Source organism: Frondihabitans sp. PAMC 28766, assembly GCF_001577365.1.
Lineage (GTDB): Bacteria > Actinomycetota > Actinomycetes > Actinomycetales > Microbacteriaceae > Frondihabitans.
In genome coordinates this window covers 1,582,932-1,606,537 of the sequence record NZ_CP014513.1, presented here as the reverse complement: position 1 = coordinate 1,606,537, position 23,606 = coordinate 1,582,932, and the positions used below count along the sequence as shown (strand labels likewise).

19 protein-coding genes are annotated in these 23,606 nt (G+C 66.1%); 6 read left to right on the top strand and 13 right to left on the bottom strand.

Going from position 1 to position 23,606, the window contains the following annotated elements:
• Window positions 1–128 precede the first annotated feature (128 nt).
• The 9 genes from nrdF to AX769_RS07855 all read right to left on the bottom strand — a co-directional run bounded on the left by nrdF (window position 129) and on the right by AX769_RS07855 (window position 8,527).
• Window positions 129–1,130, bottom strand: a complete 1,002-nt coding sequence (gene nrdF / locus AX769_RS07890; RefSeq protein WP_066277916.1) for a class 1b ribonucleoside-diphosphate reductase subunit beta — start codon at window positions 1,128–1,130, stop codon at window positions 129–131.
• 94 nt (window positions 1,131–1,224) lie between these two features.
• Complete coding sequence (gene nrdE / locus AX769_RS07885) at window positions 1,225–3,330, bottom strand: class 1b ribonucleoside-diphosphate reductase subunit alpha (protein WP_066277913.1); 2,106 nt, start codon at window positions 3,328–3,330, stop codon at window positions 1,225–1,227.
• 20 nt (window positions 3,331–3,350) lie between these two features.
• Window positions 3,351–3,767, bottom strand: coding sequence for a class Ib ribonucleoside-diphosphate reductase assembly flavoprotein NrdI (gene nrdI, locus AX769_RS07880; RefSeq protein ID WP_066277910.1), 417 nt, complete (start codon window positions 3,765–3,767; stop codon window positions 3,351–3,353).
• An 81-nt stretch (window positions 3,768–3,848) separates the two neighbouring features.
• Window positions 3,849–4,082, bottom strand: coding sequence for a glutaredoxin-like protein NrdH (gene nrdH, locus AX769_RS07875; RefSeq protein WP_066277907.1), 234 nt, complete (start codon window positions 4,080–4,082; stop codon window positions 3,849–3,851).
• 266 nt (window positions 4,083–4,348) lie between these two features.
• Window positions 4,349–5,170: a carbohydrate ABC transporter permease gene (locus AX769_RS07870; RefSeq protein ID WP_066277902.1), complete on the bottom strand. Its 822-nt coding sequence runs from the start codon at window positions 5,168–5,170 to the stop codon at window positions 4,349–4,351.
• Window positions 5,170–5,463 carry a carbohydrate ABC transporter permease gene (locus AX769_RS25110; protein WP_239451975.1) on the bottom strand — a complete coding sequence of 98 codons (294 nt, stop codon included), beginning with the start codon at window positions 5,461–5,463 and terminating at the stop codon, window positions 5,170–5,172. Before AX769_RS25110 ends, AX769_RS07870 begins: the two co-directional genes overlap by 1 nt.
• On the bottom strand, window positions 5,397–6,122 hold the full coding sequence (locus AX769_RS07865) for a carbohydrate ABC transporter permease (RefSeq protein WP_239451974.1): 726 nt from the start codon (window positions 6,120–6,122) through the stop codon (window positions 5,397–5,399). The genes AX769_RS25110 and AX769_RS07865 overlap by 67 nt, the downstream gene beginning before the upstream one ends.
• A gap of 3 nt (window positions 6,123–6,125) precedes the next feature.
• Entirely contained in the window at window positions 6,126–7,382 is a 1,257-nt protein-coding gene (locus tag AX769_RS07860; RefSeq protein WP_082763573.1) for an ABC transporter substrate-binding protein, read from the bottom strand.
• 140 nt (window positions 7,383–7,522) lie between these two features.
• Window positions 7,523–8,527 carry a Gfo/Idh/MocA family protein gene (locus AX769_RS07855; RefSeq protein ID WP_066277895.1) on the bottom strand — a complete coding sequence of 335 codons (1,005 nt, stop codon included), beginning with the start codon at window positions 8,525–8,527 and terminating at the stop codon, window positions 7,523–7,525.
• Window positions 8,528–8,630: 103 nt separating this feature from the next.
• On the opposite strand from AX769_RS07855, the gene AX769_RS07850 reads away from it, so the two are divergent.
• Entirely contained in the window at window positions 8,631–9,539 is a 909-nt protein-coding gene (locus tag AX769_RS07850; protein WP_066277892.1) for an ROK family protein, read from the top strand.
• Here the strand turns inward: AX769_RS07850 and AX769_RS07845 are convergent.
• From AX769_RS07845 to AX769_RS07835, 3 genes are all read right to left on the bottom strand, one after another.
• Window positions 9,536–11,305 (bottom strand): class I mannose-6-phosphate isomerase, encoded by a 1,770-nt coding sequence (locus tag AX769_RS07845; protein WP_066283321.1) that lies wholly within the window; start codon window positions 11,303–11,305, stop codon window positions 9,536–9,538. The two genes, AX769_RS07850 and AX769_RS07845, sit on opposite strands and share 4 nt — an antisense overlap.
• Before the next feature lie 144 nt (window positions 11,306–11,449).
• Entirely contained in the window at window positions 11,450–12,451 is a 1,002-nt protein-coding gene (locus AX769_RS07840; RefSeq protein WP_239451973.1) for a LacI family DNA-binding transcriptional regulator, read from the bottom strand.
• Between the two features lie 156 nt (window positions 12,452–12,607).
• Window positions 12,608–12,904 (bottom strand): hypothetical protein, encoded by a 297-nt coding sequence (locus AX769_RS07835; protein ID WP_157887510.1) that lies wholly within the window; start codon window positions 12,902–12,904, stop codon window positions 12,608–12,610.
• A 155-nt stretch (window positions 12,905–13,059) separates the two neighbouring features.
• Here AX769_RS07835 and AX769_RS07830 point away from each other — a divergent pair, with 155 nt between their 5' ends.
• The 5 genes from AX769_RS07830 (at window position 13,060) to AX769_RS07810 (ending at window position 20,834) form a co-directional block, all read left to right on the top strand.
• Window positions 13,060–15,786 carry a glycoside hydrolase family 38 C-terminal domain-containing protein gene (locus tag AX769_RS07830; RefSeq protein ID WP_066277882.1) on the top strand — a complete coding sequence of 909 codons (2,727 nt, stop codon included), beginning with the start codon at window positions 13,060–13,062 and terminating at the stop codon, window positions 15,784–15,786.
• Complete coding sequence (locus AX769_RS07825; RefSeq protein ID WP_066277880.1) at window positions 15,783–17,777, top strand: DUF5054 domain-containing protein; 1,995 nt, start codon at window positions 15,783–15,785, stop codon at window positions 17,775–17,777. The genes AX769_RS07830 and AX769_RS07825 overlap by 4 nt, the downstream gene beginning before the upstream one ends.
• A gap of 82 nt (window positions 17,778–17,859) precedes the next feature.
• Complete coding sequence (locus tag AX769_RS07820; protein ID WP_066277876.1) at window positions 17,860–19,071, top strand: MFS transporter; 1,212 nt, start codon at window positions 17,860–17,862, stop codon at window positions 19,069–19,071.
• 262 nt (window positions 19,072–19,333) lie between these two features.
• Window positions 19,334–20,164 (top strand): aldo/keto reductase, encoded by an 831-nt coding sequence (locus tag AX769_RS07815; protein ID WP_066277870.1) that lies wholly within the window; start codon window positions 19,334–19,336, stop codon window positions 20,162–20,164.
• Window positions 20,165–20,306: 142 nt separating this feature from the next.
• Window positions 20,307–20,834, top strand: a complete 528-nt coding sequence (locus AX769_RS07810; RefSeq protein WP_066277867.1) for a ribonuclease H — start codon at window positions 20,307–20,309, stop codon at window positions 20,832–20,834.
• A gap of 156 nt (window positions 20,835–20,990) precedes the next feature.
• Here AX769_RS07810 and AX769_RS07805 read toward each other — a convergent pair whose 3' ends face one another.
• On the bottom strand, window positions 20,991–23,561 hold the full coding sequence (locus AX769_RS07805) for an RNA helicase (RefSeq protein ID WP_082763569.1): 2,571 nt from the start codon (window positions 23,559–23,561) through the stop codon (window positions 20,991–20,993).
• Between the last annotated feature and the right edge of the window lie 45 nt (window positions 23,562–23,606).

The window sequence follows — 23,606 nt, the reverse complement described above, 5'->3', positions numbered from 1 at the left end:
GACCGCCGTGCGAACACAGCGGGCCGACGCCCTTCCCTGCTAGGTGATCCCCTGATCCTGGTCGAACGAATTCGCGCGGTCTCTCTCAGGGGTCAGTGGGCGACTATGTAATCGCCGCAGACAGTAGATCAGAAGTCCCAGTCTTCGTCCTGAGTGTTCTCTGCCTTGCCGATGACGTACGACGAGCCGGAGCCCGAGAAGAAGTCGTGGTTCTCGTCGGCGTTCGGCGAGAGAGCCGACAGGATCGCCGGGTTCACGTCGGTCACGTCTTTCGGGAACATGGGTTCGTAGCCGAGGTTCATCAGCGCCTTGTTGGCGTTGTAGTGCAGGAACTTCTTGACGTCTTCGGTCAGACCGACGCCGTCATACAGATCCTGCGTGTACTGGACCTCGTTGTCGTAGAGCTCGAACAGCAGGTTGAACGTGTAGTCCTTGATCTCTTGCTTGCGCTCGTCGGAGGCACCTTCGAGCCCCTTCTGGAACTTGTAGCCGATGTAGTAGCCGTGCACGGCCTCGTCGCGGATGATGAGGCGGATCAGGTCGGCCGTGTTCGTCAGCTTGGCGCGCGACGACCAGTACATCGGCAGGTAGAAGCCCGAGTAGAACAGGAACGACTCGAGCAGCGTCGAGGCGACCTTGCGCTTCAGCGGGTCGTCGCCGGTGTAGTAGTCGAGGACGATCTGCGCCTTCTTCTGCAGGTTGACGTTCTCGGTCGACCAGCGGAAGGCGTCGTCGATCTCGGGGGTCGACGCGAGGGTCGAGAAGATCGACGAGTAGCTCTTCGCGTGCACCGACTCCATGAACGCGATGTTCGTGTAGACGGCCTCTTCGTGCGGGGTGATCGCGTCAGGGATGAGGCTGATGGCGCCGACCGTGCCCTGGATCGTGTCGAGCAGGGTCAAACCGGTGAAGACGCGCATCGTCAGCTGCTGCTCTTCGGGCGTCAGCGTGTTCCACGACTGCACGTCGTTCGACAGCGGGATCTTCTCGGGCAGCCAGAAGTTGTTGACGAGGCGATTCCAGACCTCCGCGTCTTTGTCGTCCTGGATGCGGTTCCAGTTGATCGCCTGAACGGCCTGGATGAGCGGGATGCTCTTGCCGGTCGCGTGGACCGGATCTGTAAGTGTCATTTTCAGGATCCTGAATTCTCGGGTTTCGGGCCCGAAGAAGTCGGGCTGGGGAGAGCATGGCCTGCGCCGCGGGGGCGGCGGCGCAGCGATGAACTCAGAGCATGCAGCTGACGCAGCCGTCGACCTCGGTGCCCTCGAGCGCCAGCTGACGGAGACGGATGTAGTAGATCGTCTTGATGCCCTTGCGCCATGCGTAGATCTGGGCCTTGTTGATGTCGCGCGTGGTGGCCGTGTCCTTGAAGAACAGCGTGAGCGACAGACCCTGGTCGACGTGCTGCGTGGCAGCGGCGTAGGTGTCGATGATCTTCTCGGGGCCGATCTCGTACGCGTCGGTGTAGTACTCGAGGTTGTCGTTCGTCATGAACGGCGCCGGGTAGTACACGCGGCCGAGCTTGCCCTCTTTGCGGATCTCGATCTTCGACGCGATCGGGTGGATCGACGACGTCGAGTGGTTGATGTACGAGATCGAGCCAGTCGGCGGCACGGCCTGGAGGTTCTGGTTGTAGATGCCGTGCTCCATGACGCTGGCCTTCAGCGCACGCCAGTCGTCCTGGGTCGGGATCTCGACGCCGGCGTCGGCGAAGAGCGAAGCGCCGCGAGCGGTCGTGGGCACCCACTCCTGCTCGGTGTACTTGTCGAAGAACTCGCCCGTGGCGTACTTCGAGTCTTCGAAGCCGCCGAACTTCACCTTGCGTTCGATCGCGATCTTGTTCGAGGCGCGCAGGGCGTGGAACAGCACCGTGTAGAAGTAGATGTTCGTGAAGTCGATGGCTTCTTCCGAGCCGTAGTGCACCAGCTCGCGCGCCAGATAGCCGTGCAGGTTCATCTGGCCGAGGCCGATGGCGTGCGACGAGTCGTTGCCGACCTCGATCGAGCGCACCGAGGTGATGTGGCTCATGTCGCTGACCGCGCTGAGGCCGCGGATCGCGGTCTCGACGGTGCGGCCGAAGTTGTCGCTGTCCATCGAGAGGGCGATGTTCATCGAGCCGAGGTTGCACGAGATGTCTTTGCCGATCTCGTTGTACGAGAGGTCTTCGTTGAACGTGGTCGGGGTGTTCACCTGCAGGATCTCGGAGCACAGGTTGGACATGTTGATCCGGCCCTTGATGGGGTTGGCCTTGTTGACCGTGTCTTCGAACACGATGTAGGGGTAGCCCGACTCGAACTGGATCTCGGCGAGGGTCTGGAAGAACTCGCGCGCCTTGATCTTGGTCTTCTTGATGCGGGAGTCGTCGACCATCTCGCGGTACTTGTCGCTGACCGAGATGTCGCCGAAGGGCACGCCATAGACGCGCTCGACGTCGTACGGAGAGAAGAGGTACATGTCTTCGTCTTTTTTGGCGAGCTCGAACGTGATGTCGGGCACGACGACGCCGAGCGACAGTGTCTTGATGCGGATCTTCTCGTCGGCGTTCTCACGCTTGGTGTCGAGGAATCGCAGGATGTCGGGGTGGTGCGCCGACAGGTAGACGGCACCCGCGCCCTGGCGTGCGCCGAGCTGGTTGGCGTAGCTGAAGCTGTCTTCAAGCAGCTTCATGACGGGGATGATGCCCGACGACTGGTTCTCGATCTGCTTGATCGGGGCGCCGGCCTCGCGGATGTTCGACAGTGACAGGGCGACGCCGCCACCGCGCTTCGAGAGCTGCAGCGACGAGTTGATGCCGCGCGAGATCGACTCCATGTTGTCTTCGATGCGCAGCAGGAAGCACGAGACGAGCTCGCCCCGCTGGGCCTTCGCCGTGTTGAGGAAGGTCGGGGTGGCCGGCTGGAAGCGGCCCGCGATGATCTCCTCGACGAGGGCGATGGCGAGCTGCTCGTCACCCTGGGCGAGGCCGAGTGCGGTCATGACGACGCGGTCCTCGAAGCGCTCGAGGTAGCGCTTGCCGTCGAAGGTCTTGAGCGTGTAGCTGGTGTAGTACTTGAAGGCGCCGAGGAAGGTCTGGAACCGGAACTTCTTCGAGTAGGCGAGGTCGTTGAGCTTCTCGATGAAGGCGAAGTCGTAGAGGTCGATCGTCGCCTGCTCGTAGTAGTCGTTCTCGACCAGGTAGTCGAGGCGCTCCTTGAGGTTGTGGAAGAACACGGTGTTCTGGTTCACGTGCTGCAGGAAGTACTGCTTGGCGGCTTCGCGATCCTTGTCGAACTGGATCTTGCCGTCGGCGTCGTACAGGTTGAGCATCGCGTTCAGGGCGTGGTAGTCCATGCCTGCGTTAGGACCTGCGATTACCTCGAGGTCATCGACTGCTGTGTCCAAAATCGATCCAATCCGTCTCGTACTGCTGTTACGTCGTCTGGCGTGCCGAAGACCTCGACACGGTAAAGGAGGGGGACCCGGCACTTCGCGGCGACGATGTCGCCAGCCAAGCAGTAGCCGATCCCGAAATTCGTGTTGCCCGCGGCGATCACGCCGCGGATGAGAGAGCGGTTGCCCTCGTCGTTGAGGAACCGGATCACCTGTTTCGGCACGGCGCCCCGGCCCTCGCCGCCGCCGTAGGTCGGCAGGACGAGGACGAAGGGACCTTCGGCGTGAAGGGGTTCGTCGCTCGAGAAGAGAGGAATGCGTTCGGCCGGCACCCCGAGCTTTTCGACAAAACGTGCGGTGTTGCCCGACACGCTCGAGAAGTAGATGACCTTGGTCACGGTGTGGTCGCCTCCAACCCCTGGTTGTCTCTCTGAAGCTGGCTTGCGTCTAGTGCCGCTCGGCGGCAATCACTGTGTTTGTTATGCGACCACGGCGCTGAGCGCCGCGATCTTGTCCGGGCGGAATCCCGACCAGGAGTCTTCGTCGGTGACGACGACGGGAGCCTGCAGGTAGCCGAGCGCCTTGACCGTCTCGAGAGCCTTCTCGTCGACCGAGACGTCGAACACTTCGTACTCGATGCCCTTGTTGTCGAGGGCGCGGTAGGTGGCCGTGCACTGGACGCAGGACGGCTTGGTGTAGACGGTGATAGCCATGTTTCTCCCCTAGAAGAATGAGTGGTTGTTGCCGGGATCGATACTACATCTAGGGGCCGACATCGGAAGGCACAACTAGATGATGTGTTACACCGCTGTAATTACGAGCCTGGATTATCCACAGGGTTTCTCCCCGGGCAGGGAGGGTTATCCCCGAGAAATCGGCTTTCTGCACAGAGTCCTCCACACCACCGACACTCGACCTGTGGATAAAAACGCCGTGCCCCCATTTCGGGGCACGGCGTGTCGTGCATCAAGGGCAGAAATCAGTACTGACCCAGCGACAACCCTCGCTGGAAGAACCGCTGCGTTAACCCGAAGAGCAGAGCGGTGGGAATGGAGACGACCAGCGCCGCGGTCAGGATGACGGTGTATCCGGGGCCGCCGCCCTCGACCGACTGCAGAGCGTTCAGAAGCGGCATGACCGGACGCGTCGAGGGGCTCTGCGTCAGGATCAGCGAGATCAGGAAGTCGTTCCAGACCCAGGTCGCCTGCAGGATGAACACGACGACGAGGGCACTCGTCGACATGGGCAGGAAGATGCGGCTGAAGATCCTCCACGTCCCTGCTCCGTCGACGACCGCCGCTTCGAAGACGCTCGGCGCGATGCCGGCGAAGAAGTTGCGCATCACAAACGCCGAGAACGGGAGTGCGACGACCGAGTAGATGATGATCATGCCCGGCACGGTGTCGAACAGCCCGACCTTGGCATAGACGGAGAACCAGGGGATCAGCATCATCTGCAGGGGGAAGACGGTGCCGCAGAAGATCACGAAGAACCAGAAGAAGCCGTGCTTCACCTTCAGCACGATGACGGCGAACGCGACCCCGGACCCGAGGGCCACGGCGATGATCGGGGCCACGATCGCATAGATGAAGGTCACCCCGAGCCCGGACGGGACGTCGGTGGTCTGGAACACGGCCACGACGTTCTTCACGAGGCCGGTGATCGACCCTGGGGTCCACAACGCGTCCCCGGAGTAGTCGGCAGCCGACTTCCCGGCGTTCGCGAGCAGCAGGTAGATCGGGAGCAGCCAGAGCAGCCCCATGATCCCGAGGATCGCGTAGCGGATCGATTTGGAGGCCATCAGACTGCCCTCCCCGCCGCGTCGTCCGAAGAGTCGCCGATCGCCAGCTGCCGCCTGAGGTAGAGCACGCTGGCGGCGACGGTGATGACGCTGAGGAAGATCGCGACGGCCGAGCCCAGACCGTAGTCGCTGTTCGAGAACGTGTCACGGTACATCGAAACTCCCAGGGTCTCGGAGACCCGGTTCGGGCCGCCCTGCGTCATCGCCTGCACGATGTCGAACGTCTTCAGACTGTTGACGATGGACAAGCCGACGACGATCGTCGTCGAGGGCCGCAGCAGAGGCCACACCATGAAGCGGAACAGCTTCCAGCCCGAGGCTCCGTCGACGCGCGCCGCCTCGAGGGTTCTTTCGGGATCGACTGCAGGCCGACCGTGAACAAGAGCGCGTTGACTCCGATCCCCTGCCACGAGGCGGCCAGGATCATGACGATGGTGTTGAGCGGGGCCTCCTCCAGCCAACGCGTCCCGGCTCCCGGCAGATGAAGGAACGCCAGAGCCTGCGAGAGCGCTCCTCCGTTCTGGAGCACGAAGCTGAAGACGATGCCGACCGCGACACCCGAGAGGGCGTATGGGATCAGGAACGGCACTCTCAGCCAGGCGGCTCCCTTGAGCCCGAACGACAGGTAGGCGACGACGAGCCCGATGCCGACCGGGATCAGCAGCGAACCGGCGACCCAGATGAGCGTGTTGACCAGCGAGGTGAGGAACACCGGATCCTGGAACAGGGCCACGTAGTTGGCTACGCCCGCGAGCACGGGGCTTCCGAGCCCGGAGTAGGTCGTGAAGCTGAGGTAGACGGTGTAGAGGACGGGGAGGTACAGGACCAGGACCACCACTGCGGCGCCCGGGCCGAGGAAGGCCCAGGCGGAGCGCTGGTAGCTGGTCGCCCTGTGATGGACGGGAGGGCCGTCGTGGCCTAGCGCGGCTTGACGCGTCGTCGTGGCTGTCATCGGCTACTTCTGGCTCTTCCAGTACGTCGAGGCCACCTTCTGAATACCCTCGAGGTACTTCATGGGATCGCCCGGGTTCGTCATGAAGCCGGTGAACTCGTCGAGTGCCTCGGTCAGGATCACCTGCGGCGTCGCCTCGTAGTAGCGGAGGTAGGTCTCGTATTTGCCGGGCGTCGCGAGCTCCTTGCCGGCATCGGCGAAGGTCTGCGTGGCGGCGGTGGCCTTGGGGTTGTAGGGCAGGTTGTCCTGCTGCTTCGACCACGCCGTCTGCGCGGCCGAGGTCATCCACCACGCCGAGTACTTGAGGCCGAGCGCCTTCTGCGACGAGTTCTGGGCGACACAGGCGGGTGCTGTCTCGATGGCGACCGGGGTCTTGCCCTGGCTCGGGTTGACCGCGGGGATGGTGAACACACCCCAGTCGGTGCCGGGCTTGAGGCCGACCTGATCGATCGTCGAGGCGTACCAGGTGCCGAACGGGATCATCGCGAGCTTGCCGTCCTTCATCTGCGTCTCAGGTGCCGTCTTCGAGCCCGGGTCGGAGAAGTACCCCTTCTTCTCCATGTCGAGCCAGACGTTCATGATCTTCACGACCCGCGGGTCGGTGTAAGACGCCTTGCCGGTCGACAGATCCTTGTACAGCTGCAGATCGGTCCCCGCGACCAGGATCTGGAACCAGACGAAAGCCCACGGGTCGCCGCCCGAACTCCAGAACGGGGCGATGCCGTTCTTCTTCAGCACGGCTGCGTCCGACATCATCTCGGTCCAGGTCGTCGGCGCGCTGAGCCCGTATTTCGCGAAGGTCTTCTTGTCGTAGTACATGACCCAGTCGTCGACGCTGATCGGGGTGCAGTACTGCTTGCCGCCGATCGTGTACAGGTCTTCGACGCTCTTGTTGATCTCGCCGCTGGCGATCGCTTTCTTCCAGATGCTCGACGTGTCGGCGACGAGGTTCTGCTTCACGAGCTGGTCGAGCTGATCCCCGGTGTGCCAGGTGAAGAGGCCGGGGCTCTTGTTGGTGCGGAACGACTGCTTGACGAAGGCCTGGAATGCCGGCTGATCGGCATACGTCGACGAATTGAGGCTGACCTTGATGTCTTTCTGCGACACCTTCGAGAACGACTTGAAGTCCCACGACTTGTCGTTGACGAAATTCAAGGTTCCGGTCGTTGCACTCGACGTGGTCGAGGACGAGCAGCTGACCAGGACAGCCGCGGCCGCGACGGTCATGGCGACAACAGGCAACAGTCTGCGAAATTTCACGCTGAACTCCTTTGTTCTCGACTTGGGCGAGTCGATCTGACCAGCGAACGGCTAGTCGGTGCGAGGTATTGGTATCGTTACCAACTGGGGAACAATAACACGGCGCCAGATCTCTGACAAGGAACCGCGAGATACTTCTGTCAGCGCGACTCGTCCTGATCCCGCCCATAGGCTGCGTCGAGGACGGCGGCTTGCGCCTCCAGATCCTGCCGATCGATCCGAGCCGTGGTCGAGTCGCCGCGGGCCGCGACGAACTCGTCGAGCTGGTAGTCGTAGCTGGCGCGACCGGCGAGGGTGTACTGCCGCAACGGCTGACCCGCGAGGTGCAGCCGGACGGAATGCCCGTGATGCGGCACGATCAAGCCCTGGATCTCGATCCTGCTCATGGCCGACTCCACGACGAGCTCGGGCGGATCGCCGCCGGTGCGGTCGCGCTCGAAAGAGCTCACGACGCGGCCTCGGGCGCCGCCCGGAAACTCGAGACCGAGGGTCGACGATGCGTCGGCTCCGAGGGGGCCCCGCACCTGTTCGAATTCGGCGACGCGAGGCTCTCGCCGAGCGAGCAGTCGCATCCAGTGGACTGCATAGCTTCCCGAGTGCCGAAGCGCGCCTCCGCCGAGAGCAGGATCGTGGAGGACCGAATCAGCCAGGAAGGGGCGACTGCCGATGACACTGCTCGACATCCTCTCGATCGGCCCGAAGTCGTTCCGAGCGACGAGCTCACGAAGGTGGGCGAAGAGCGGGTGCCAGCGGTAGTGGAATGCCTCGACGAGAAGGCGCCCCGCCCGCTCGGCTGCCGCGGTCATTGCCCGCGCCTCGGCGAGGGTCGGCGACGCAGGCTTCTCGCAGAGCACGTCTTTGCCGGCTTCGAGCGCAGCGATGCTCCATCTCGCGTGATCGCCAGCGGCCAGCGAGACGTAGACGACGTCGATCGCAGGGTCATCGATCACGGCCTCGTAGGACGATTCCGCACGCGGAATCCCCCAGCGACGGGCGAAGGATGCGGCGGCTCCCGGCCTCCGCGCCCCCACAGCGACGACTTCGATGTCGTCGCGTCGCCGGGCGGGCTCGATGATCGCCGATGGCGCGATCGACGAGGCGCCGATCAGCCCGATCCTGACGACGGTGTCTGACGAATCCGGCACGGCGGCACTCCTCGGGTCGGCGCATGCAGCGATGCATTCACTTGGTAACGATATCATCAGGCGGAATACCCTCATCACCGAGTCCACGACGACGGAGCCGAGCATGATCCCCGACCACTTCTCAGCCGCGCAGCTCGTCATGGACGTGGGCGGCAGCCACGTCACGGCAGCCACGGTCGATTTCTCCCCCGGGCGCGTCGGCATCCTGCGCCGCGTCGATGGTGAGCTCGATTCGCTCGGCACCCGCGACGAGATCCTGGGAGCACTGGAGGCGGCGGGGCGCCCCCTGGTGACACAGGACATCCCGTGGTCGATCGCGATGCCGGGTCCGTTCGACTACGAGCTCGGCACCGGATCGTTCAAGGGGATCGGCAAGTTCGCCGCCATCGCCGGTCTCGACCTCCGCGCAGCTCTCGCCGAACGTCTCGACACACGGCCGAGCCTGGTCTCCTTCCTCAACGATGCCGACGCCTACGGGATCGGTGAGTGGGCATTCGGGCAGGAGGAGCCGCGCCCGGCCCGGCTCGTCTGCCTCACCCTGGGAACCGGCGTCGGGTCGGCGTTCATCCGCGACGGTGTTGCCATCACCTCAGGCGACGACGTCCCCGCGGAGGGGGCGGCCTACACGATCGAGTACGACGGCAAGCCGCTCGAAGAGACCGTGTCGACCCGTGCCATTCGAGCGAGTTACGCCGGACGATCGGGTGACGACCTCGACGTGGCAGACATCGCGCGCCGTGCTTCGGCGGGTGATCCAACTGCGGCGGCGGCTTTCACCGATGCCATGACGGCCCTCGGCCGCGCCATCGGGCCCTGGCTCGATCGATTCGACGCGACCGCCCTCGTCGTGGGCGGGGCCATGTCGCGATCGTGGCCGCTTCTCGACCGAGCATTGCGTGGGGGGCTCGCCGAGGCATCGAAGGCTCGTGCGCTCGAGGTGCGGCCCAGCCAGCTGCTCGACGAAGCGCCGCTGCTCGGCACGGCCGAGTGGGCACGGCGCTCGAATGCCTAGCGCTCGGTCCCTCGCACGGAGGCTTTGACCGTGCCGAGCCTCTGCCCGAGCCCGTCACCGTACGGACGGATCCGGTAGCGCCCCACCGCGGCCGGCACGATGAACGTCTCGGCGTAGTGCACCACGAAGGGATCAAAGGCACCCTCGGGGCTCTCGACGACGGCCTCCGCCCCTTCGACGAGGTTCAGCACGTTGACGGTGCCTGCCGTGTCGTGCTCGACAATTCCGTCGAACCAGTGCCTGCGCACTTCGATGAATTCGAACTCGTGAAGACCGGTGTGCTCCTCGACCCAGTCGTCACCGCGAGCGACCTCGACGACCTGGCCCACGAGGTTCGCACGCGTCCATTCGGCGTCGCGCCCCCACTGGATGTTGGCGATGGCATGGTCGAGGTGGATCGGACGAGGAACCCCGTCGAGGCCCACCCGACCCCAGTCCCACATCTTGAACGTGAAGAGGTACGGCGTCGCGGAGATCTCGAGCACCATCGAATCGGCGCCCGAACAATGGACGGTGCCGGCCGGGATGAGGAAGTGGTCGTGCTTTTTCGCAGGGTACGCATTCACGAAGTCGTCGGCTTCGAACGGCGCCGCCCCGGTCGTCGCGGTGCGGAGCGCGCTCTCCATCGCCTGCGCGTCGACACCGTCGCGCAGGCCGAGGTAGACGACGGCGTCGTCGCCGGCGTCGAGGAGGTAGTAGCTTTCGTCCTGCGTGTAGGTCATTCCGAACGCGTTCTGGATGTAATCGGTCAGCGGGTGCACCTGCAGCGACAGGTTGCCGCCTGCCATCGTGTCGAGGAAGTCGAACCGGATCGGGAACTCGGCGCCGAATCGGGCGAACGTCTTCTCGCCGAGGAGCTCGCGCGGGTGCCGGAAGACGAGGTCGAGAGACGGTAGTTCGACGGTCGTGCCCGAGACGTCGAGCAGCAGACTGTTCTCTTCCGGGACGCAGTCGAAGCACCAGGCGTAGTTCTCCTCGTCACCGAGCTCGAAGACGTCTTTCATCCACTGGCCGCCCCAGACGCCGGGGTCGAAGAACGGGACCACGCGGAACGGCCTGGTCGCTGCGATCTCGAGACCGCGCCGGAAGGTGTCACCGGTGATCAGCTTCGCCCCGGACATGGACTCGTTGGCGTCGAGAAGATAGTCGAGCGAGTCGAAGAGGGGTCGCTTGTGCCGGTCGGCGATGCGCCACTCGACGAAGAAGCCGCGCTTGACCTTCCGCAGCTGGTCGTCGTCGCCGTTGTCGGCGCGCCAGTTCGGGGCTCCCGCACGCTGCCGCTTCTGGATCTCCCAGCGCGCCAGGTCGGCCAGGACGACCACGTCGGGTTTCACGGGGACGAGCGTCGCGCCCCAGCCGATCAGGATCACGGGCGCGTCGATCGAGCGCACTCGTGCGGCGAGGTCGAGCAGCCGACTGGGATCGTAGAAGTCGCTCAGAACGCGGTGATCGAGCACCCCGAAGACGCGGTCGGCGGTGAGGTTGTCGGCAATGAGCGCCTCGATCGATTCGATCGGGAGTGCGGCTGAGACTTCGACGTCGATGATGAGAGCGTCGGGCACGGCTCGTCGCAGTTCGCGCTCGAGGCCGGGAAGGTCTGAGCCCGGGTAGGTGTCGATCGCCACGACCCGCCCCGGTGTCGCCTCCCGGGCCAGGCGGGCCCAGGCGCCTTCTCCACTCCAGGCCTCATGCCCGGTGCCGACCGCGATGGAAGGGGCCTTGTCGTACGCGCCTCGGACGATCCCCTTCGGCAGGTACTTCGACATGTCGTTCCTTTCACGCGGCGAGATGCTCCGCACCATCGCTGACGAGCACCTCGGTGGCGAGCTGACCCACCCACCGGTTGGTAACGTTATCAGATAGATCGGACCCGGACTACTTCTCTAGGAAAGGGCGAGAAGAGCGCTCGATCAGGAGAAGTCGACGAGGCGAACGGGAAGTTCGACGAGTCGTGCCGGGGCGCCCTGCGACTCGCCTTCGAGGCGATCGAAGAGGAGCTTCGCTGCGATTCTGCCCAGCTCGGACGGATCGTGGTCGACGATCGAAAGCGGGATGGGCGACATGTCGGCGAACTCGAACGAGTCGAAGCCGAACAGACGGAGGGTGGGCAACTCTACGCCCGCGCGGCGAGCCTCGGCCCGGTGCCGGTTCATCGAACGGATCACACCGACACTGTTCCGGTTGTTCGCGGCGAACACGGCCGTCGGCGGATCCGCGAGGTCCAGCAGGTCGTCCATCGCTCGCTCCGCCGAGTCGGCGTCCTGCTGTCCGAGCCTGACGAGATCGGGCGCCGGCTCGAAACCGAGCTCGCGATGGGCCGACTCGAAGCCCTCGAGACGACGCCGGCCGGTGGCGACCGAGACCCTGTTGCCGAGGTAGGCGATTCGTCGATGCCCTTCCTCCAGCATTCGACGAGTGGCCTCGAAGGCGCCGCGCACGTCGTCGAGCAGCACGGCGTCGGCCAGACTTCCATCGAAGGATCGTGACGCGAGCACGAGCGGGACGCCGCCGAGTCTTTCAGGAGCGAACCGGACAGGATCCTGCCCCACCGGGACCACGATCAGGCCCTCCACCTGTCGACCGAGGAAGTCGAGCACCAGCTGCTTCTCGAGGTCGGCGTCCTCGTTCGTCAGGCCGACCATGACGCGTCGGCCGGTAGCCGCGACGACCTGCTCGACGCCTTGCAGCATGCCCGCGTAGTAGGGGTTGCCGATGTTGGTGATCAGCACACCGATCAGACCCGACCGCTCGCCCTGGCGCAGGCGTCGGGCGTTCTCGTTCCGGTGGTAGCCGACTTCGGCGATGACGCGCTCGACATGCTCTCGCACCTGCGGACGAACATTCTTGCCACCGGAGAGCACCCGGGATACGGTCATCGGGCTGACGTCGGCCGCCTTGGCGATGTCTTTCACCGTCGGAGCGGACCTCGGTCGCCGATCCGGAGCCCGTGCACCCTCCGCACCTGTCATGACCTCAGGTATACAGGACACCGGAGGCCGGACCAGGTCGCCGGAACCCGTGGCGGTCGTCGCGGGTCGGTGCTAACGTCTCTTGGTAACGTTATCAAATCAACGACGATAGGAACTGTCCGCGTGCCAGAATCCCGGATCGAACGCCACTCCTCTGCCCGCCCTGCTCTGATCTCGAACGAGCCGTGGAGTCGCGCCGAAGCCCGCGCCGGCCTGATCGAGCGAGCAGTGGCCTCGACGGGAGTGATCGGCGGTCACCGCGTTCGAGTCCTGCCCGAACCGCTGCTGAAGACACACGATGGCGTCGACGTCCAGGCGGTTCGGCTGGTGTTCGACGATCCCGAAAGCGCGACGGCCGCAGGGGCTCCGCAGGTGCTCATCGATGGCTCCGACCACGTGGCTGGCCTGGCCGACGCCCCGGACGCCCAATCACTCCGCCTCCTGATCCCGGTCGTCGACACCGACACTCCCGTCGCCGTCGCCGTTCCGTCACTGGGCGACGAATCGATCGCCTTCACGCTCACTCCCAGCGCGCCTGGTCCGTCCACATCGTGCACCACTCCCACTTCGACTTCGGGTACACCGACCCGCAGGCCTCCGTCATCGCCCAGCAGCGCTCGTACCTCGATACGGCGATGGACCTCGCGAAGACGACGGCGGCCTGGCCCGAGGAGTCGCGCTTCCGCTGGAACGCCGAGGCGCTCTGGGCGTTCAGCGACTGGGAGAAGCACCGACCGGCGTCGAGGATAGAGGAGTTCGTCCGGCTGGTCAAGGACGGCTCGATCGGCCTGAGCGCCATGCCCTACAACCTTCACACCGACACCTGCTCGACCGACGAGTTGCACGAACTGCTCCGTGAAGCGCGCAGGATCCGAGACGAGTACGGCATCGACTTCACGACGGCCATGCAGACCGACGTTCCGGGTCAGGTCGCCGGACTTCCCGACGCCCTGAGCGAGATCGGGGTGAAATACCTCGCGGTCGCGCACAACTGGGCCGGTCGCTCGCAGCCGCACACCACCGGTGCGCTGAACCTGCCCCGCATGTTCCGATGGAAGACGCCGGCCGGGAACTCGGTCATCGTCTGGATGACGGACTCCCCGCACGGGCTCGCGTACATGGAGGGGCCGAACGTCGGCTTCACCGAGGGTTACAACGAGGTCGACGTCCTGTTCCCGGCGTACCTGGCTGCCCTCGCGACGCGCGGCTACCCCTACCCTCCCGGCATCTTCGGCGCCCACGGCGAGACCGCCGAAGGCCGCGACGGCTATCCCTGGGACGTCCTGCACCTGCGGACGCAGGGATTCATGGGCGACAACGGCCCCGCGCGACTCCACCTCTCTGAACTCGTTCGCGAGTGGAACGAGAACTGGACGTCGCCGACGCTGCGCGTCTCTCGTAACGAGGACTTCTTCGCCGAGGCGGAGGCGCGCTACGGCGACGAACTGATCACCGTCGAAGGCGACTGGGGCGACTGGTGGGTCGAGGGCGTCGGCTCGGCAGCTGTGCCTCTTGCCCTCAGCCGCCAAGGGCAGGCGGCCGTCACCGACGCGACGTCGATCTCCGAGATGGCAGCGTGGCTCGGCGGCTCCGGAATCCCCACCGCCAAACGCGAGAGCAGCGAGGTCTACGACGCGATCTCGATGTTCAACGAGCACACCTGGGGCGCCGGCGACTCTTGGACTCACGGCGACGAGGGTTTCCAGTCGGGCGAGCTGCAGTGGCAGTGGAAGGTGGGCCAGGGCATAGCCGCGCACCAACGCGCCCTCGAGTTCCGTGAGCACGCGATGGCATACCTCGCCGACGACATCTCGCCGGATCCAGCCTCCGTGACGAGCTATGTCGCTGCCAACGCAACGGGGCGGCGCCGCGACGCCGTCGTCAGGCTGCTCGTCAAAGAGGCGCACATCGCGCTCGACGCCGGCTTCGTGGTGCGGGACGGCCGAACCGGCGAGATCCTGCCCCACTCCGTGAAAGGCCAGGGCAACCCGGCCCATCGAGAATCGGGTCGCTGGGCGAGCGTGATCGTGCGGGATCTTCCCGCTCTGGGTTTCGTGCGCCTCGACGTGTCGCGCGCCGACACCGACGCCGTGGCCGAGTCGCTCTCGCTGCACTCGACACCACGGGAGGATCTCCTCGCACTCGAGAACGCGCACCTGCGCGTGACGGTCGATGAACAGACGTCGTCGATCTCCTCGATCATCGAGAAACGGACAGGGCGCGAACTGGTGAACCACGACTCGGTCGCCGGGTTCAACGCCTACCTGTACGACCAGTACGGGTCGTCCGGCGCCGGCTTCAACCACCTCGCCAACAAGCTCTCGGTGTCGGACCGCCTCGAACTGCTCGCCACGCGGACCCTCGCCAACCCCTCCGTGCTCGTCGAACGCACCAACGACGCGATCGAGCAGCGACTGGTCTTCGAGTACACCGCTCTCGGCGTCGACAAAGTGGAGGTCACGTTGCGCCTCCGCCATGGCTCCCCACGGCTCGTGATCGAGAACCGAGTGACGAAGAAGACCACCCTGATCAAGGAGAGCGGGTACTTCGCCTTCCCATTCGCGGCCGACGATCCCGTCGTGCACTTCGAGGTCTCCGGCGGAGTCACCGGCGACGGGATCGCGCACATCCCCGGGGCGCCGCAGCACATGCGGGCGGTCCGCAACTGGGTGAGCATCGACGACGGCGGCGACACGGTCGTCTGGGTCACGAAAGACGCGCCGCTCGTCCAGGCCGGAAGCATCGCGCTGCCCTACGCGCCCTTCCCGGCCAGTACCAGCCCCGTCGAGCCCGCCACCGTCTTCTCGTGGTTCCACAACAACGTGTGGGACACCAACTTCCCCATCGAGCAGGCGTTCACGGCCACGTTCACCTACGCCGTCGGCGTGCGGGCTCATCAGGACGAGTCGACGCAGGCGGTCGCGATCGCCACGGCCGCCGATGTGATCCACCCCGTCGCCGTCGCGGAAGCCAAGGGTCGTGACGAAGCCGAGACTGCGGAGGTGTCGCTGATCGACATCGACGACGACCGGGTGCAGCTCGTGGCCGTCGTCGCCGGCGACGAGCCCGGCGTCTCGCTCGTCCGCCTGCAGTCTTTCATCGGCGACGAGATCGATGCGACGCTGACCTTCGGCATCGACATCGACTCGGCGCACCGGAGCACGTACCTCGGAGACGAGAGGGAGCCCCTGGCCGTCGACGGTCGCCGCGTCGGGATCCGCCTCGCGGCATACGAGACGGCGGCCATCGCGCTCCGACGGGCGGTCGCTGCGTCATGATCGAAACGGTCCACGTCGTCTTCAAGACGCACCTCGACCTGGGCTTCACGGGAACGGCCTCCGCTGTGCTCGACGAGTACCTCCAGCGGTGGATCCCCGGCGCCCTGGACCTCGCCGACCAACTCGCCGAGTCGGAGGACGCCTCGTTCGTGTGGACGACGGGATCCTGGCTCGTGAAGGCTTTCCTCGACCAGGCGGGGCCCGCTCAAGTGGACCGGATGGAGAGAGCCATCGCGGCCGGCCGGATCGCCTGGCACGCGCTGCCCTGCTCGACGCACACCGAACTCATGGATGCGGCGCTGGTCGAGTACGGGCTGTCGATCTCTCGCGGTCTCGACGAGCGCTTCGGCACGACGAGGATCGCGGCGAAGATGACCGACGTTCCCGGCCATACGATCGGCCTCGTTCCGTTGCTGGCGCGAGCAGGGGTGCGATACCTGCATCTGGGCGTGAACCCCGTCTCCGCCCTTCCGGACGTCCCCGATCTCTTCGTCTGGCGAGCGCCCGACGGCTCCGAGGTCGTGGTGCACTACCAGGGCAGCTACGGCTCGACGTCCGAGGGTGAGGCGTTCACAGCGCCCGGGCTCTCCGAAGGCCTCTGCCTCGCCCACACCAACGACAACCTGGGCCCTCCGTCACGCGAGGAGGTCGTGGCCCTCTTCACTCGATTGCGAGAGCAGTATCCGCGAGCTCGGGTCGTGGCCTCGACGCTCGACGCATTCGCCGAAGCCGTCGACGCCATCCGGTCGAGCCTCCCGGTGGTCGAGGACGAGATAGGCGACACCTGGATCCACGGGCCGGCAGCCGACCCGTGGCTCCTGTCGCGATTCCGGTCGCTCTTGCGAACTCGATCCGCCCTCGTCGAGAACGGCGATCTCGCGATCGGCAGCGCCGAGTACAACGACTTCAGCGACCCTCTCCTTCTGATCGCAGAACACACCTGGGGCAAAGACCAGAAAGTGTTCCTGCCGGATTTCGTCAGCTACGACCGCCCCGATTTCGAACGGGCCAGGGCGCAGGATCTCCTCCCCGCATCGTCCCTCTCGTTCTCCGCCTTCGAAGACTCCTGGCGCGAGCAGCGCGAACGGATCCACCAAGCCCTGAGTGCGCTGTCACCGGCGAACCGGGCCGTTGCCGAGGCGGCACTTTCGTCGACGCCTTTCTCGGCGGACACGGGCTCGACCGCCCTCCCCCAGCGGCTCGGGCGCTTCCTGGCCGGCTTCGACGACACGGGCTCGCTTGCGTCGCTCGTGGACGACAGCGGCGACGTCTGGTTCGACGTCGAACACGTGGCGGCTCGCTTCTCGTACAGGACTTTCGATGCGGACGACTACGACAGGTGGGTGGCCGACTACTGTCGCGATCTGGATGCGAACGCCGAGTGGGCGCTTCCCGACCAGACACGGCTGGGGCTCCGCGAGGCATCGTCGACAGCGAGGCACACCGAGTTCGTGCCTGTCGTCGTCGCCCGACGGTTCGTCGCCGAGCCGGATGCCGATGTCGTTCGGATCGAAGCGGCTCTGCCCGAGGAGGCGAACTCGACGTTCGGGGCTCCCGAGCGGCTCACGCTGGAGTACCGGTTCGCGCGCGCCGGCCGTCGGATCGAACTTTCGGTGACGACGCACGGCAAACACGCCAGCCGCCTGCCCGAGGCCAGCCTCCTCTCGATCGTGCCTGCGGCCGTCGGGTTCTGGAGTCTCGACAAGCTCGGCACGGCGGTCGACCCCGGGAGGGTCGTCTCGGGCGGGAACCGGAATCTCCACGCGGTCCACGGGCTCCGATTCGAGGGCGAGGCGGGGGTGCTCACCGTGACGTCGTTCGACGCTCCCGTCGTCGCCGTCGGTCGACCGGGGCTGCTCCGGTTCGATCGCGAGCTGCCCGACCCCGCCGCCGGAGTCCACGTGATCCTGCACGACAATCTCTGGCCGACGAACTTCCCCCAGTGGTTCGAGGACGATCTCACCTACCGGTTTCGCCTCGATTTCACCTGACCTCGACCCCCGTCGAAGGGCGCTTCTCGGTGCTCGGCCGACCATGTCGGCCGCGCAGGTCGGCCCGTAGACTGGACGTCGCATGGGTGCCTTTTCGAATCTGCTGAAGACGCCGGGGGTCGCCCGCATCATCGCGGCACAGCTGACCGCCCGGTTCCCCTTCGGCATGCTCTCGCTTGCGTTCCTCCTCCACGTCGAGCACAACACGCACTCGTACGGCGCCGCCGGCATCGTGCTGGCGGCCACGAGCGTCGGCCAGGCCATCTCCGGCCCGCTGACGAGCCGCTGGATGGGCGTCTGGGGAATGCGCCCGGTGCTGATGCTGACACTCGCGGTGTGCCTCGTCAGCCTGGTCGTCTTCGCCCTGGCGCCGCTCACACTCCCCCTCTACATGGTCGTCGGTTTCGTCGCCGGCCTCAGCGTGCCGCCGGTTCAGCCCGCGGTGCGCACCATCTACCCCAAGATGGTCACCTCGTCGCAGCTCACGCCCCTCTTCTCGCTCGACGCCTCGGCGCAGGAGATCATCTGGGTCGCCGGCCCCGTCATCACGACGTTCGTCGGGACGCAGATCGGCACCACCTACGCGATCCTGCTGGCCGCCCTGTTTCTCATCGGGGGCGGCGCCTGGTTCATCGCCTCGCCCGAGCTCGGTCGGGTGCGAATCCCCCAGAGCAAGCGCGCCTTCGGCAAGGTGCTGCAGCGGCCGACCGTGCTGCTGTCGACCATCGCCGGGTTCCTCCTGATCGGCACGTGCTCGGCCGTCGAGGCGGGTGTCATCAGCGCGTTCGGCGACGGCAGCCCGAACTCCGGCTTCGTGCTGGCCGTCTTCGCGATCGGATCGCTCGCCGGCGGGCTGATCCTGGGCCACCTGCCGGTGGGCCCGTGGGCTCTGCCGATCCGCATGGTGATCGTCTTCGTCGGCATCACTCTGACGGTCTTCATGCCCACCTCGTTCGTCTGGCTGTGCGTGACCCTCGTGATCGCGGGGGTCGGCATCGCGCCGGCCCTCGCCGTGATGTTCGCCATCATCTCGTCGAGCGTGCGCTTCAGCGACACGGCCGAGGCCTACGGCTGGGCGGGCACCGGGCAGTTGATCGGCGCAGCCATCGGCTCCGCCATCGCCGGGGCCCTCATCGACAAGACCGGCACGGTCGGCGGGCTCTTCGTAGCCAGCGCATTCGCCGTGTTCGGCGTGCTCGTGCCGCTCGTCTTCAAGCGGGTGCTGCCCGATCTGCGCGGTACGGACGCCAGCCCTCTGGCCGACACCGAGCCGGTGCCGGTCCAGGCCAGCTAACGAAACACTCGCGAACGACGCGTTCTTTGGCAGCCTTGCAGGCGTAGCCGTGCGCCCGGTTCCGGAATGTCGGCGGTCGGCACGCCGACGATCCACGCCGCTTCAGCGTGAGAGTCGAGCGGCGTGGAGACGACTTCCTGCTCCAGAACCAGCACCCGACAACGGGACCAACGGTGCTCGGCTCGTCGATGTTCGCCACCCCCGGCTGTGGAGAACCTCCGCAGCGACGAACTGAGTGCAGTCCACCGTCGATAATCGAGTCATGACTCTCGACGCAGTCCCCCGGGTTCGACTCAACGACGGCAACACGATCCCGCAGCTTGGGCTCGGCGTGTACAAGGTGCCCGACGACGAGGCCGAGCGCACCGTCATCACCGCCCTCGAACTCGGCTACCGCCACCTCGACACGGCAGCTCTCTACGGCAACGAGGAGGGCGTCGGCCGCGGCTTGCGCGCCTCGGGGCTCGACCGCGACGACGTCTTCATCACGACGAAGGTGTGGAACGACCAGCACGGCTTCGAGTCGACCCTCAAGGCGTTCGACCTCAGCATGCAAAAGCTCGGCCTCGATATCGTCGACCTGTACCTCATCCACTGGCCGGCCCCGCGTCAAGACCTCTACGTCGAGACCTATCGGGCGCTTGAGAAGATCCGCGAAGAGGGCCGTGCGCGGTCGATCGGCGTGTCGAACTTCCAGGTGCACCACCTCGAGCGACTGCTCGGCGAGACCGACGTGGTGCCCGTGATCAACCAGATCGAGGTGCAGCCGTGGCTGCAGCAGCGCGAGCTGCGGGCGTTCGGCGAGACCAACCACATCGTGACCGAGGCCTGGTCGCCTCTCGCGAGGGGCAAGATCCTGGGCGAGCGCGTTCTCGAAGAGCTGGCCGTCGCCCACGGGGTCTCGCCGGCGCAGGTCGTGCTGCGGTGGCACCTGCAGTCGGGGCTCGTCGTGATCCCGAAATCGGTGACGCCCTCGCGCATCCAAGAGAACCTCGACGTGTTCTCGTTCGAGCTGACCGACGACGAGATGTCGCGCATCGCGGCGCTCGACTCGGGCGAGCGCGTCGGCTCGCACCCCGACGAGGTCGGCTAGGGCTGTATCCATTCGCTTTTCTCGGCGACCCACTCCGCGCAAAGATCGCGTCCTGGGCCGCCGAGCAAAGCACCGGGACTCTGCCGGTAGCGTTGTGGGGCAGCCCGTCGACCGCCCGCACGCACCAGCACCGAGGAGCACCATGACCATCACCGCAGCAGCCGACGGATCCGCTCTCGGCAACCCCGGCCCCGCCGGCTGGGCCTGGTACGTCGACGACTCCCGCTGGGCCGCGGGCGGCTGGCCCCGCAACACGAACAACGTCGGCGAGCTGACGGCCGTCTTGGAGCTGCTGCGCGCGACGGTCGACGAAGACGACGACCTCCTGATCCTGTGCGACAGCCAGTACGCGATCAAGGCCTGCACCGAGTGGATGGCCGGCTGGAAGCGCAAAGGCTGGCGAAAGGCCGACGGCAAGCCGGTGATGAACGTCGAGATCATCAAAGAGCTCGACCAGGCGCTGCAGGGCCGCCCCGTGAAGTTCCAGTGGGTGAAGGGGCACGTCGGGCACGAGATGAACGAGGCCGCCGACATCCGCGCCCGCACCGCTGCCGAGGCTTATCAGGCCCGGCGTCCTGCCCCCGGCGGCCCGGGCTGGCCCGGCAAGCCCGTCACCACGGTCGCCGACGTGGCCGCTGCCGAGCCCGAGCCGCCGGCCACGCTCTTCTAGCGTCGCCCTCGCGCGTCTCCTGCCGAATGCGAGGAGCCTCTGCACGCCTCGTCGACGATCGAGGAGATTTTCCGCGCGCCACCAAAGTGAGGCCGATCGGAGCGCTCCCCGCGGGATTCATCCTCGCAATTGGGAGGAGGGGCGCAGAGCGTCGACTCAGACGGCAGCGACCGGCCCGACGGCAGTCACGCGCAGCACGGCCACACCCTGCTCGTTCGACTCCGCGAGGTCGACCGTGCCGGTGATGCCCCAGTCGTGATCACCGGAAGGGTCGTCGAAGATCTGCCGGACGTCCCACGAGGTGGCGCCCTCCGAGATCACGAGCAGTGCGGCCGATCGCGCAGCCGGCCCCGTCCCGATCGACGCGTATTCGTCGTAGAAGCGGTCGAGCGCGGCACCCCACGCGTCGGCGTCGAATCCTGCCGCCGCGTCGAGTTCGCCAAGAGCCGAAGCGTCATCGAGCGCCGCCAGCTGCACCCGCCGGAACAGCTCGTTGCGCACCAGCACGGTGAACGCCCGGTGGTTGCCGGTGACCGTGCGAAGCGTCGGCGGCACGATCGCGTCGTGCGTTGCGACCTCGGTCGGGTTGACCATCTCCTCCCACTCGTCGAGCAGCGACGAGTCGACCTGCCGCACGAGCTCGCCGAGCCACTCGATGATGTCGAGCAGCTCGTCGGTCTTCGCCTCGTCGGGGATGGTCTGTCGGAGGGCCCGGTAGGCATCCGAGAGATAGCGCAGCACGAGCCCCTCCGACCTCGCCAGCCCGTAGAAGTTCACGTAGTCGGTGAAGGTCATCGCCCGCTCGTACAGGTCGCGCACCACCGACTTCGGCGACAGCTCGAAGTCGCCGATCCACGGCTGCGACGCCTTGTAGGTCTCGAAGAGCGCGGTCAGCAGCTCGTCGAGAGGTTTCGGCCAGGTGACCTCTTCGAGCAGCTCCATGCGCTGGTCGTACTCGATGCCCTCCTGCTTCATCGCGGCGACGGCCTCGCCGCGCGCCTTGAACTGCTGCTGCGACAGGATCGGTCGCGGGTCGTCGAGCGTCGACTCGACCACCGACACCATGTCGAGAGCGTACGAATCGGACTCCGGGTCGAGCACCTCGAACGTCGCCAGCGCGAACGGCGACAGCGGCTGGTTGAGCGCGAAGTTCGGCTGCAGGTCGACCGTCAGCTGGATATGGGGCGCAGGATCCGGGTCTGCTGCGGTCGCGACCCCCGGCAGCTGCTCGACGACGCCCGACTCTCGCAACGCCCGGTAGATCGAGATCGCCTGGCGGGCGAGCGCGAACTGCTGCGCCTTCGTCGAGTGGTTCTCGAACACCAGCTCTCGGACGTGCGCGAACGCGTCGCCACCCCGGGCGATGACGTTGAGCATCATGGCGTGGGTGATCTGCATGCTCGAGACGAGCGGCTCGGGCTCGGCGTCGATCAGCTTGAAGAACGACGGCTCGCCCCACGACACGAAGCCGTCGGGTGCCTTCTTGCGGATGATCTTGCGCTTCTTCTTCGGGTCGTCGCCGGCCCTCTTGATCTGCGCAAGGTTCTCGATCTCGTGCTCGGGCGCCTCGAGGGTGACCGTGCCGGCCGTGTCGAAGCCGGCGCGACCCGCGCGACCGGCGACCTGATGGAACTCGCGGGCGGTGAGCTGTCGCATCCTGACGCCGTCGTATTTGGTGAGGGCGGTGAGCAGGACGGTGCGGATCGGCACGTTGATGCCGACGCCGAGGGTGTCGGTGCCGCAGATGACGCGCAGCAGACCGCGCTGGGCGAGCTGCTCGACGAGGCGGCGGTACTTCGGCAGCATGCCCGCGTGGTGGACGCCGATGCCAGCGCGGACGAGGCGGTTGAGCGTCTTACCGAAGCCGGTCGAGAACCGGAATCCGGCGATCAGGTCGGCGATCTCGTCACGCTGCTCGCGGCTGGCGATCTTGATGCTCGACAGGGCCTGAGCACGTTCGAGCGCGGCGGCCTGCGAGAAGTGCACGACGTAGATCGGGGCCTCACCGGTCGACAGCAGCTCTTCGACGGTCTCGTGCACGGGCGTCGTCGCATAGAAGTAGTGCAGCGGCACCGGCCGCTCGACGCCGGTGACCAGCGCGACGGGTTCGCCGGTGCGGCGGCCGATATCGTCGCTGATCTTCTCGACGTCGCCGAGGGTGGCGCTCATCAGCAAGAACTGCACATCGGGCAGGAGCAGCAGGGGCACCTGCCACGCCCAGCCGCGCGACGGGTCGGCGTAGAAGTGGAACTCGTCCATGACGACCTGGCCCACCTCGGCGGCCGGCCCATGGCGCAGAGCGAGGTTGGCCAGGATCTCGGCGGTGCAGCAGATGATCGGGGCGTCGGCGTTCACCGACGAGTCGCCGGTGACCATGCCGACGTTCTCGGGCCCGAAGAGGTCGACGAGCGCGAAGAATTTCTCGCTCACCAGAGCCTTGATCGGCGCGGTGTAGTAGGTGCGGCGCCCGGTCGCGAGAGCGACGAAGTGGGCGGCCGCGGCGACGAGCGACTTGCCCGTGCCGGTCGGGGTCGACAGGATCACGGACGCGCCCGACACGAGCTCGATCAGGGCTTCGTCTTGGGCCGGGTAGAGCGGCAGCCCGCGCGACTCCGACCATTCCGCGAAGTCGGTGTAGACCTGGTCGGCGTCGAACTCGCCGTCGCCCTTCGTGTCGTTCGGGCCGAAGTACTGGCCGAGCAGGGCTGCGAGGGGGGCGTCAGGCATGATGCTTCGATCCTGCCGTACTTCGGCTGGGCGAACGCGCCAGTC

What these genes read in the sequence shown, in the direction of transcription:
- nrdF (WP_066277916.1), bottom strand. Translation starts at nt 1,130, where the DNA reads ATGACACTTACAGATCCGGTCCACGCGACCGGCAAGAGCATCCCGCTC.
- nrdE (WP_066277913.1), bottom strand. Translation starts at nt 3,330, where the DNA reads ATGGACTACCACGCCCTGAACGCGATGCTCAACCTGTACGACGCCGAC.
- nrdH (WP_066277907.1), bottom strand. Translation starts at nt 4,082, where the DNA reads ATGGCTATCACCGTCTACACCAAGCCGTCCTGCGTCCAGTGCACGGCC.
- AX769_RS07870 (WP_066277902.1), bottom strand. Translation starts at nt 5,170, where the DNA reads ATGGCCTCCAAATCGATCCGCTACGCGATCCTCGGGATCATGGGGCTG.
- AX769_RS25110 (WP_239451975.1), bottom strand. Translation starts at nt 5,463, where the DNA reads ATGGTGTGGCCTCTGCTGCGGCCCTCGACGACGATCGTCGTCGGCTTG.
- AX769_RS07865 (WP_239451974.1), bottom strand. Translation starts at nt 6,122, where the DNA reads ATGACAGCCACGACGACGCGTCAAGCCGCGCTAGGCCACGACGGCCCT.
- AX769_RS07850 (WP_066277892.1), top strand. Translation starts at nt 8,631, where the DNA reads ATGATCCCCGACCACTTCTCAGCCGCGCAGCTCGTCATGGACGTGGGC.
- AX769_RS07845 (WP_066283321.1), bottom strand. Translation starts at nt 11,305, where the DNA reads ATGTCGAAGTACCTGCCGAAGGGGATCGTCCGAGGCGCGTACGACAAG.
- AX769_RS07825 (WP_066277880.1), top strand. Translation starts at nt 15,783, where the DNA reads ATGATCGAAACGGTCCACGTCGTCTTCAAGACGCACCTCGACCTGGGC.
- AX769_RS07820 (WP_066277876.1), top strand. Translation starts at nt 17,860, where the DNA reads ATGGGTGCCTTTTCGAATCTGCTGAAGACGCCGGGGGTCGCCCGCATC.
- AX769_RS07815 (WP_066277870.1), top strand. Translation starts at nt 19,334, where the DNA reads ATGACTCTCGACGCAGTCCCCCGGGTTCGACTCAACGACGGCAACACG.
- AX769_RS07810 (WP_066277867.1), top strand. Translation starts at nt 20,307, where the DNA reads ATGACCATCACCGCAGCAGCCGACGGATCCGCTCTCGGCAACCCCGGC.
- AX769_RS07805 (WP_082763569.1), bottom strand. Translation starts at nt 23,561, where the DNA reads ATGCCTGACGCCCCCCTCGCAGCCCTGCTCGGCCAGTACTTCGGCCCG.